The following is a 10,525-nucleotide window of genomic DNA, read 5'->3' as shown; positions in this document are numbered from 1 at the left end:
AAGTGCTGGGGCACCGCATAATAAGTTCGCGAATTTATGTGACACAGCACTAGTCATTGGGGGATAGAAACTAGATGGAGTTCCTGATTCCTTTTATTCCGCTTTTCCCTCTTCTTGCCTTTGTTATCACGATTTTCTTTGGAAGGAAGCTGCCGGGACACGGCTCCCTTATTCCGGTGCTTTTTGCCGGGGCTTCGCTCTCCGCTTCCCTCATCGTCATAACCTCGGTTCTGGCCGGCGGAAGGTATGACATAAACCTCAACTGGTTCGTGATCGGCGACCTCCCGGTCACGATTGGATACGCGGTCGATGAACTGGCTGCACTGATGCTCCTTGTCGTCTCTGTCGTAGGATTTCTTGTGATTCTTTATTCCGTGGGCTACATGCACGGCGACGAGCGACATTCGAGATATTTTGCCTTCATTTCACTCTTTCTTTTCTCAATGTATGGCCTGGTCCTTGCGAATACTTTCTTTGTCCTTTTCATTTTCTGGGAGCTCGTGGGACTTTGTTCCTACCTTCTCATAGGGTTCTGGTTCGAGAAGAAGAGCGCGAGCGACGCCGGGACGAAGGCCTTCATAACAACCAGGCTTGGTGATCTCGGTTTCCTCGTAGGCATCTTCTTCTTTGTGAAGGCCGCGGGCAGTTTTCAGTTCAAGGAAGTCTTTGGTGCGGTCCAGAACGGCGCACTCGATCCACACTATCTAAAGATTGCCGCAATATGTCTCTTTGGAGGTGCTGTCGGGAAATCTGCTCAGTTTCCGCTCCATGTGTGGCTTCCAGACGCAATGGAAGGTCCGACTCCGGTGAGCGCCCTCATCCATGCAGCGACGATGGTGGCTGCCGGTGTGTACATGGTTGCCAGATGCTTTCCGATCTACGCCGCCTCTCCCGCGGCATCGATGGTCGTCGCAACTATTGGGGGGATAACGGCCATTCTGGCAGCTACCATTGCATGCACTCAATTCGACATAAAGCGCGTTCTTGCATACTCGACGGTAAGCCAACTTGGTTACATGGTTTTTGCGCTCGGGGCCGGCGGTTATACTGCAGGAATGTTCCACCTCTATACACATGCGTTTTTCAAGGCTCTCCTCTTCCTCGGTGCAGGCAGCGTGATTCACGGCCTGCATACTCAGGACATACGGGAAATGGGAGGGCTGGGCAAACAGATGAAGATAACTGCAACAACTTTCATCATTGCAGCCCTTGCCCTGTCCGGGATACCGCCGCTCAGCGGGTTCTGGAGCAAGGATGAAATTCTGTCCCACTGCATCTCGCAGGGGCATATCTTCCTTTACGCAGTCGGAACTCTTGGGGCATTTCTGACAAGCTTCTACATGTTCAGGCTTTGCTTCCTGGTCTTTCTCGGCAAGCCGCGGACAGAAAAAAAAGCCAAGGAATCTCCTGCTGTCATGACGATTCCCCTTATAGTCCTCGGTGTTCTTTCGGTCGTATCGGGATTTGTCGGCATGCCCTGGCTTCCGCACGGCATATCTTCCTTCATCCACTTTGGCGAAGTCGAGCACGCGCCCGCGAATTATGCCGTGATGCTCGTGTCCACTCTGGTGTGCCTCCTGGGAATCGGTGTTTCCTACTTGGTCTATCTGCGCCATACGATTTCCGAGCAGGGTTTCGCAAAGGGACTTCCCTGGCTCTATCGTCTCCTCTACAACAAGTACTACCTGGATGAGATCTACCTTGCGGTCATCATCAGGCCTCTCGTGCGTCTTACAAGGGCCCTCTTTTCCTTTGACCTCAGGGTGATAGACGGTGCAGTTGACGGGACTGCCAAAGTAACGATTCTCCTGAGCAGGATAAAGCGATGGATAGATGAACACGTGGTTGATGGTCTGGTGAATGGAATTGCATCTGTGACTCAGGCCTGGAGCTGGTTATTGAGAAGGGCTCAGAGCGGTTACGTTCAGCAGTATGTGATGGTAATTCTACTTGGAATTCTATTCCTGCTGGCAGTCAAACTATTCGTTTGAGGGAGTAGAAGCGTTGAGTCTGATTCTGAGACGGAGGCAAAGGGAATGAACCTACCCTTACTGACTTTGACCACATTTTTCCCTCTTCTGGGCGGAGTGATTATCCTCTTCTTTGGGAAGAACCAGGAGAAGGCTGTCAAAGCGACTGCAACCATATTCAGCGGGATCTCGCTATTTGTTTCGTTCATCGTGCTTGCCCGGTTCAATGCCGGAAATCCCGGTTTTCAACTGGTCGAGAAGGTAAGCTGGATTCCGCCAATAAACGTCTACTACTACATGGCGGTTGACGGTCTCAGCATAGTCATGGTCGTTCTTACCGCCTTGCTTTCGTTGGTCTCAATAATTGCCTCCTACGGAATCAAAGACAGGGTGAAGATGTACTTCGCCCTCTTCTGTCTCTTAGAGACCGCGATGATTGGCGTTTTTGTGGCGCTCGATTTCTTCCTATTCTATGTGTTCTGGGAGGCCATGCTCGTTCCGATGTATTTCCTCATCGGAATCTGGGGAGGGCCGAGAAGGGAATATGCGGCAATAAAGTTCTTCCTCTACACGCTCTTCGGGAGCGTGGCGATGCTTCTGGGAATACTTGCCCTTTACTTCAGCAGCGCGCCTCACACTTTCGACATGGTCGCACTGACCCAGAACCAGCTCTTCTCGCCAGGATTTCAGGTAGTGGTTTTTCTTGCCTTCTATCTTGCTTTTGCAATCAAGGTGCCTATTTTCCCGTTTCATACCTGGCTTCCCGATGCCCATGTTGAGGCACCTACCGCCGTAAGCGTCATCCTTGCAGGGGTCCTTCTCAAGATGGGGGCATATGGTCTCCTGAGAGTGAGCCTGCCGATACTTCCATCTGCGGCGCACTACTTCGCTATTCCGCTCGCGGCGCTTGCACTCGTGAACATAATCTACGGTGCGCTTGTTGCAATGGCCCAGGATGACCTCAAAAAACTTGTCGCATATTCGAGCATAAGCCACATGGGCTATGTGCTTCTCGGCATTGCATCGATGACTTCTACCGGCATGAACGGCGCCATCCTCCAAATGTTCAACCACGGCTGCATCACGGGCTCTTTGTTCTTGCTTGTGGGAGTGATCTACGACAGAGCCCACACAAGGATGATCGACGATTTTGGAGGGCTTGCGGCGAAACTTCCGGTCTATACGGCAATTATGAGTCTCGCCACATTCGCTTCGCTTGGGCTCCCGGGCCTGAGCGGATTCATAAGCGAGTTCATGGTTTTTGTCGGCGCTTTCCCGGTGTATAGAGGCATAGTGATTGCGTCAGTGCTGGGAGTCGTCATAACTGCGGGATATCTTCTCTGGATGCTCCAGAGAATGTTCCTCGGAAAATACAATGACAGGCATGGCGTGCTCCCTGATATGAGTGTAAGGGAACTCGTTACCCTCGTCCCTCTCCAAATCATCACAGTATTTGTCGGAGTCTATCCCGGACCAATAATTCACCTCATGAACACGACGGTCGTCGAACTTTCAAATTTCATGAGGCTTCATGGATAGGACGATCGAGCTCTTCCAGGACAAAATGGTTGGGAGGAACCTGTCGTGAATTTGATTGACTGGCATCTCGTCTCACCGGAGCTCTTTCTCGGATGCACGGGAATAGCCGTCCTGATGATTGACTTACTTTTGCCGGCGGGGAAAAAGGCCTTTCTCTGGTGGCTTTCACTTATTGGAATCGCCGGGGCATTTGTCATGCTGGTTGGGCTGTGGGGAGAGTCGCAGGCCACCCTGAGCGGGATGTTTGTCCTCGATCCATTCTCGCTCTTCTTCAAGGGCATTTTTCTTGTTGCATCCTTTCTTGTTCTTCTCATAACGCCCGAGCTCAAAGGGCTCGACTTGGAGACGATGTCCGAGTATTGCGCCCTTCTGCTCTTTGGCACATTCGGCTTCATGCTTGTTGCTTCGGCAGGGGATTTGGTAATGATTTTTGTGGCGATAGAGATGGGAGCAATTCCCTGCTATGCGCTTGCCGGATTCATGAGAGATGACGCTTCATCAAATGAAGCAGGCGTCAAATACTTCCTGCTCGGGGCCATATCTTCCGCAGTCATGGTGTACGGCATGAGTTTTATCTATGGCCTTACCGGTTTGACCAACCTTCTTGCCATTGAGGAAAGACTCCTCGCCGGGGGCGCGAGCTACCCTCTTCTTATGCTTGGTTCGATTCTCACGGTAGCGGGTTTCGCATTCAAGATGGCCGCCGTCCCGTTCCATATGTGGGTCCCTGACACCTACCAGGGAGCTCCGACCCCCATAACGGCATATCTTTCCGTTGTCTCCAAGGGGGCGGGCTTCGCGGTGCTTCTGAGATTCATTTTTTCGCTGAGCGGCGCCTATCAGGCAAACGGCATTGACTGGACAGGGATCATCGCCTGGCTTTCTGCGCTCAGCATGATTCTCGGAACCATTGTCGGGGTTGCCCAGACAAACGTGAAAAGGCTTCTCGCATATTCGAGCATCGCACACGTCGGATATATGTTGATCGGCGTTGCAGTGGGAGGCACGCTCGGTACTCAGAGCGTCCTCATTTATCTTACCGCCTATCTGTTCATGAGCGTCGGAGCATTCTCGATCGTGACAGCCCAGTCCAGAATAACAGGCGGTGATGACCTCGAACATTTCGTTGACCTCGGGAGACGTTCCCCGGTGATGGCCGGCCTTATGACAATATTCCTGCTTTCACTTGCGGGAATTCCCGGCCTCGCGGGTTTCATGGGCAAGCTTTATGTTTTCTCGTCAGCCATTAAGGACGGTTACATAGTGCTTGCAGTGATTGGAATTCTTACGAGCGTAGTAAGTCTTTTTTACTATGCAAGGGTCTTGAAGGCAATGTATCTTGTGAAAAGGAAGGAAGAACAGCCGCACTTCGGCATGTCAGCCCTTACTAAGTTTGCTCTGGGGATATCATTTGTATTTACGCTGTTCATTGGACTCTTTCCAGCCCAGCTCATAAGACTTACTGAAGCTTCTCTGGAACTATGGCTGGGTAGATAACCTCGCGTGGTTCGTATGGGACTCGCATTTCCTGTTATTCAGGGCATCTCCTTCGCCTGTTATCTCGTTGCTTCTTTTCTGTACATCTCTGGTTTTCTCGGAGAAGCACCGAAGAAGCACAGCCTGGCAAGCTACTTTCTGCTCGCAGGCGTCTTGCTTCAGCTCAGTCTCTTATTCCTCATTACAGGGGCCGAAAGTGCTCTTCCTCTGAGAACGGTCCGGGAGGCACTCCTGGTCGCCTCTGTCTTCATCGGCTGCTCCTACTTTCTTTTTGAGAGGGCCACGGGTGAGAAGACTGTCGGACCCTTTATTGTTCCTTTCCCCGCCATTCTCTCCTTGTCTTCACTGATTTTGTGTTTCTTCCCGCGTCCGCAGTTGGAACCAGAGGTGATCTTCACAAGTGCCTGGTTCCAGGTACATGTTCTCTTGACGCTTCTGAGCTACGCCGCCTTTGCCTTCGCATTCTCGACCGGGCTCATGTATTTCATGCTCTCACATGAAATAGCGGTGAAGAGGATGGGAAGGGTCTTTGTGCGCCTTCCATCGCTTGATTCACTCGATCACATCGGATACAGGGCAGTGTCGATAGGATTCCCGCTTCTGACCCTTGGAGTCGTGGCTGGAGGATTGTGGGCAGAAAGAGTCTGGGGCTCCTTTTTCCGCATGGAGATAAAGGAAGTGTGGACATTCGCTACCTGGATCATCTATGCCGCTTATCTCCATTCAAGACTGGCAGCGGGGTGGCAGGGGAAAAGGGCTGCGCTTCTATCAATAGTCGGATTTCTGGCGTGCATGCTCTCATTTGTCGGAGGCAGTCTCCTCCCGGGAAGGCACAACTTCTGAGAGCCGGATGCCGGCCGGAAGGATTTGAGCTGAGTATCGAATGGGACTCATACTCATAGGAATGAATCACAAGACAGCTCCCGTAGATGTAAGGGAGAAATACGCCATCGCGGAAGGGAAGTACGCTGACGTGATACGGGATCTCAAGAACGTCCCCGGGGTCAAGGAATGCGTCGTTCTTTCCACATGCAATAGAAGCGAGTTCTGCTGTCTTGCAGAGGACAATGTGGAAGTGGAACGCGCTCTTGCATCATTCATCAGAAACCTTAGCCCTGAGGTTGGCGATGGTATTTCAAAATACCTCTACTCCCATCGTGGTCGTGCTGCGGTCGAACATCTCTTCAATGTCTCATCCAGCTTGGATTCCATGGTTGTCGGAGAGCCCCAGATCCTGGGCCAGGTCAAGAGTGCATACTTTATCGCAGAGGATTCCGGCGGAACCGGTCCGATAATGAACAGACTCTTCAGACAGTCTTTCGAAGTCGGTAAGAGGGTGAGGACAGAGACTGAAATAGGGGCTTATGCTGTCTCGGTGAGCTCCCTTGCAGTAGAGCTGGCAAAGAAAATACTCGGCAATCTCTCCGGCAAGAAGGGGATGATCATAGGCGGCGGAGAGACGAGTGAGCTAACGCTTAAGTCTCTGGTAGATAACGGAGTCCGCGATATTTACGTTGCGAACAGAACTCTGGAGAAATCCGAAGAGCTTGCAAAGGAAGCCGGCGGGAGAGTGGTAGAGTTCTCCAGAATTGAGGAAGCCCTTGCCGAGGTTGACATTGTCATTTCTTCAACCGGTGCCCCGCACTACGTGCTCAAGAAAATGCAGCTCCAGAATGTGATGCAGAGAAGGAAGAACAGGACCATCTTTATCATTGATATCGCTGTCCCCCGAGACGTAGACCCCGGGTGCGCCGGTATATACAATGTTTTCCTCTACAACATTGATGACCTCAATGCAATCGTTACGCTGAACAGGGAAAAGAGGGAAAGAGAAGCTGAAAAGGCAAAATCGATTGTTGCGGAAGAAACTCTTCGATTTGAAAGATGGATGGAAGGGTTTCAGGCAGTGCCGACAATATCTCTTCTGAGATCAATGCTGAGTGAAGTTAAAGACAAAGAGCTCTCAGGACTTTTTTCCCAGCTCGGGACGGCAAGTGAAAGGGAGAAAAAGCTCGTCGAGGATTTTGCGACAAGTTTCTTGAACAAGATTCTCCACAAGCCCACCGTTAGACTTAAAGGTAGTGCTGATCCCGGGGAAAGAGAGAAGCTTGCAGATGCAGTGAGATATCTCTTCGATCTGAACGACGATACCGAAGAAAAAAAGTGACCCGCCTCCGCGAGAAGGCGGGTCAATATTCTGCAATTTAGATTTCTTAACTCTTGGCGGCCTTCTTGGGCAGGGGGTGCACTATCTTTGCCCAGGCAGTCTTCGCGTCGAATTTCTTTGCAGTTGGACTTTCCGGGTTGTGGCACTTGGTGCAAAGGGCGATCTTTCCCTCGTCAGTCCTGTGAACAACAAGCGCTTTTTCCTTCGCTTTTGCCAGGTCCCTCATTACAAGCTTGTAACCGCCTCCGGGGCCATGACATGTCTCGCAGACGACGCCGTCTGAGGCAAGAAACTTCGCCTCCTTGAGGTCGGCCTTGACATCAAAGGCGGTAACATGGCACTTCAGACATTTGTCACTCTTCTGGGCGTCCGCGATTCCCTTTGCCGTGGCTATCTTCTTTGCCTCCGGTGTTGCAAGAACTGTGAATGCAGTCGCGTGAGGAGACGCGCTCCAGATCTTGTAGGCAGGCAGGTGACACGGCTTACATCCCGCGGCACCAACGTACTTGAATTGCGGGGCCTTCGCCTTCTCAGCCTGCTGGGAGAAGAGAACGACCGGGAAAAGCGCACAAAGAGCGACTACAACACCAAGAACAAGAAGAATACGCGCCATGAAGGCCTCCTTTCCTGCCAGGTTGCTGGAATTTCTCCTCATTGAACTCGAAATTCTCGCGCCCTGCTTCGGGCGGTTCATCAAAAACCAAGGTCAAACTCTAGCCCGCTTGCAGAGTCCTGTCAAGATATTTCAGAAGAACGTTTGGCCATACCCGGGTCCTCACTGAAGGATGAAGAAAGGATCGGGGGCTGTAGGATGAGCTCCTCACCGAACCCGGGGAAGCGCCGTGCTGGACATCCTACGTGTTTTAGTGTTATCATGCCCTGACGTTCATTTAGGGATGTGACCATAAGACTTCTTCAACGCAGGAGCTCCGATGACTGTTTTTCTTTCGACAAGGAGCTCCCTTATTGTAAAAGAACCCTGACTAATACAGCTGCAGAAACGGACAAGGACAAAAGTTGTGAAAGACGAACTCTCGTCAATGGACGAACCTAAGGAAGAAGAAAGCACGACGAAGCCGGAAGTTAGTGCCGGCGGCGGGCCGGCAAGCACAATCTGGGATTCATTCTCATCCCTGAGGCTTGCCATAATCCTCCTCATCATCCTGGCCGTTGCCTCGCTTTTTGGCGTCATCATCGGGGAGTTTGTTCGCCAGGGTGCTCCTCCCGAATACTACATAGAAAGGTACGGCCTTTCGAAATACAGACTCCTCAAGGCGGTTGGATTGATAAACCCCTACGGCTCATTCTGGTATCTAGCGACTCTTGTTCTTCTCAGCGTCAATGTTCTCGTCTGCAGTCTAAAGAGACTGGGTCCGGCCTGGAAGTCGGCATTCTCGCTCTCATTCAGGGATTCAGAGGCCGAGATGAGAGCCCTCAAGATAAAGGGGGAGGCGGAGCTTTCTGCTTCTCTTGACGATGCCGGAAGACTTGTTGCCTCAGAACTGAAGAGAAGGGGGTACCGCCGTCTGGCCACGAAAAGGCCCGAAAAGGAGCCTGGGATAGTCACTATATCGGCTTCAAAGGGCGGGTTGGGAAGACTTGGCTTCGTCGTGACTCACACGGCCATGCTCCTACTCCTGATTGGCGGAATAATCGGCTCCGTGGCCGGGTTCAGGATCACAAAGTACGGGACGCAGGGAGAATTCATAGATGTTCCCGATAGGGAGTTCAAAGTACGAGTTGACTCTGTCTGGCTCGTTCTCAGCGAGAAACAAGAAATCAAAGACTATCATTCGAAACTGACTGTGATCGATGGGGGCAATCCCGTTCTTACAAAGGTAATAGAGGTTAACGACCCGCTCCAGTATCGCGGAATAAGTTTCTATCAGAGTGATTTTCCTGAGGACCCGAGAAGGATTGAGAGGGCGCAGATCAATTTCTCAGTTGCGGGAGGCAAGGGCAAAGAGGGGAGCATCCTTGCGGAATTCCAGCGTCCGGTTTTGATTGAAGGCACCCCTCTTTCGGTAAAGGTAGATGATTTCGTGGCCGACTTCGTCATTGATCAAGGTGTCGTGACCTCTCGTTCGACTGAGCACAGAAATCCAGCCGTCAAGCTTTCTATCTACGAGAATGGGAAGTACATCTCATCCAGATGGCTCTTTGCGAATTTCCCCGATTTCCACGGAAACCAGGGCGAGAAGTATAGTTTCAGACTCGAAAGTTATATGCCTGCATTCAAGACAGGACTCCAGGTCGCCTACAATCCGGGGAGAGGCCTCATCTGGTCTGCAATCTTTCTCGGAACCTTCGGGATATTCGTTTCATTCTACATTTATCACAAGAGAGTCTGGGGCTACGTGGTAAGAACTGCCGGCGACGCGAAAACCAAGGTCATTGTTGGCGGAGTATGCAACAAGAGCACATCCGGACTTCGGAATGAGATCAATCGCATTGTGGATTCACTCAATAAATTGTAGGAGGACAGGATGGCGAATGACATAACCTTTTTCTGGCTCTGTTTCTGGGTCTATCTCTTTGCCTTCGTTCTCTACGTTTTCTACATTCCATTTGAAAAGAAGTTCTTGAGCACATTTGCGTCTGGGCTCATGGTCTTGGGCTTCATTGCTCATACGGTCGCACTTCTTCTCAGGTGGAGAAACGCCGGTCATGCTCCGTGGACCAACATGTACGAGTACGTCTCGCTTATTGCGTGGTTCGTCGTGGCGGGATACATGATCCTCCTCTTTCTGATGAGAAAGCCCATCATTGGTGCATTCGTCGCTCCCGTCTCCTTCCTGTTGATGGTGAGCGCTTCCATTCTTCCGAAGGAACCGCAGCAGCAGCTCATGCCGGCTCTCCAGAGTGTGTGGCTCAAGATTCATGTTTCCGTTGCGGCTGCAGGTGAGGGGGCATTTGCAGTTGCGTTCGCATCAAGTATACTGTTTCTCTTGAAGAGCGGCCTGAAACCGGGGAAAGGGTTAATATCAAGACTTCCTTCCGCCGATGTTCTGGATGATGTGAGCTACAAGTCAATCTCAATCGGCTATCCCCTGTTTACGGTCGGCGCAATGTTTGCCGGTATGATTTGGGCCTACAAGGCATGGGGAAGTTTCTGGGGGTGGGACCCGAAAGAGGTAAGCTCACTTGTTGTTTGGGCGATCTATACCGTCTATCTCCATACACGCTACGTTATGGGATGGAAGGGGAGAAGGTCGGCAGTAGTTGCGATAATCGGTTTTGTCATGGCTATTCTCACCTTTTTCTCGAATCTCATACTCGGCGGGCTTCATTCCTACACCTAGTGCACCGTAACATAAATAAGTTGACATTGACATTGCCCCAGAACGGTGCA

8 protein-coding genes are annotated in these 10,525 nt (G+C 51.4%); 7 read left to right on the top strand and 1 reads right to left on the bottom strand.

Going from position 1 to position 10,525, the window contains the following annotated elements; translation table 11 throughout:
• Positions 1-74 precede the first annotated feature (74 nt).
• The 5 genes from nuoL to hemA are packed head-to-tail and all read left to right on the top strand — an operon-like array spanning position 75 to position 7,173.
• Positions 75-1,991, top strand: coding sequence for an NADH-quinone oxidoreductase subunit L (gene nuoL, locus QME66_11490; GenBank protein MDI6809586.1), 1,917 nt, complete (start codon positions 75-77; stop codon positions 1,989-1,991).
• 45 nt (positions 1,992-2,036) lie between these two features.
• The gene (locus QME66_11485) at positions 2,037-3,509 is read left to right on the top strand and encodes an NADH-quinone oxidoreductase subunit M (protein MDI6809585.1); all 1,473 of its coding nucleotides are present in this window, start codon (positions 2,037-2,039) and stop codon (positions 3,507-3,509) included.
• A gap of 45 nt (positions 3,510-3,554) precedes the next feature.
• Entirely contained in the window at positions 3,555-5,006 is a 1,452-nt protein-coding gene (locus tag QME66_11480) for an NADH-quinone oxidoreductase subunit N (protein MDI6809584.1), read from the top strand.
• Between the two features lie 15 nt (positions 5,007-5,021).
• Positions 5,022-5,849, top strand: a complete 828-nt coding sequence (gene ccsA, locus QME66_11475) for a cytochrome c biogenesis protein CcsA (GenBank protein ID MDI6809583.1) — start codon at positions 5,022-5,024, stop codon at positions 5,847-5,849.
• 40 nt (positions 5,850-5,889) lie between these two features.
• Positions 5,890-7,173, top strand: coding sequence for a glutamyl-tRNA reductase (hemA, locus tag QME66_11470; protein MDI6809582.1), 1,284 nt, complete (start codon positions 5,890-5,892; stop codon positions 7,171-7,173).
• Positions 7,174-7,219: 46 nt separating this feature from the next.
• Here hemA and QME66_11465 read toward each other — a convergent pair whose 3' ends face one another.
• Entirely contained in the window at positions 7,220-7,786 is a 567-nt protein-coding gene (locus tag QME66_11465) for a cytochrome c family protein (protein ID MDI6809581.1), read from the bottom strand.
• Positions 7,787-8,192: 406 nt separating this feature from the next.
• Between QME66_11465 and QME66_11460 the strand changes: the two genes are divergently transcribed.
• Together QME66_11460 and ccsB are read left to right on the top strand one after the other, a co-directional pair.
• The gene (locus tag QME66_11460) at positions 8,193-9,650 is read left to right on the top strand and encodes a cytochrome c biogenesis protein ResB (protein MDI6809580.1); all 1,458 of its coding nucleotides are present in this window, start codon (positions 8,193-8,195) and stop codon (positions 9,648-9,650) included.
• 9 nt (positions 9,651-9,659) lie between these two features.
• A complete protein-coding gene (gene ccsB / locus QME66_11455; protein ID MDI6809579.1) occupies positions 9,660-10,475 on the top strand; it encodes a c-type cytochrome biogenesis protein CcsB in 816 nt (271 codons plus the stop codon).
• The last annotated feature ends 50 nt before the right edge of the window (positions 10,476-10,525 follow it).

Source organism: Candidatus Eisenbacteria bacterium, from assembly GCA_030017955.1.
Classification (GTDB): Bacteria; Eisenbacteria; RBG-16-71-46; order JASEGR01; family JASEGR01; genus JASEGR01.
This window is presented reverse-complemented; position numbering and strand designations above follow the sequence as displayed.

Excerpts from the sequence above, each read along its gene's own strand:
- nuoL (MDI6809586.1), top strand. The coding sequence starts at position 75 with ATGGAGTTCCTGATTCCTTTTATTCCGCTTTTCCCTCTTCTTGCCTTT.
- QME66_11485 (MDI6809585.1), top strand. The coding sequence starts at position 2,037 with ATGAACCTACCCTTACTGACTTTGACCACATTTTTCCCTCTTCTGGGC.
- ccsA (MDI6809583.1), top strand. The coding sequence starts at position 5,022 with ATGGGACTCGCATTTCCTGTTATTCAGGGCATCTCCTTCGCCTGTTAT.
- hemA (MDI6809582.1), top strand. The coding sequence starts at position 5,890 with ATGGGACTCATACTCATAGGAATGAATCACAAGACAGCTCCCGTAGAT.
- QME66_11465 (MDI6809581.1), bottom strand. The coding sequence starts at position 7,786 with ATGGCGCGTATTCTTCTTGTTCTTGGTGTTGTAGTCGCTCTTTGTGCG.
- ccsB (MDI6809579.1), top strand. The coding sequence starts at position 9,660 with ATGGCGAATGACATAACCTTTTTCTGGCTCTGTTTCTGGGTCTATCTC.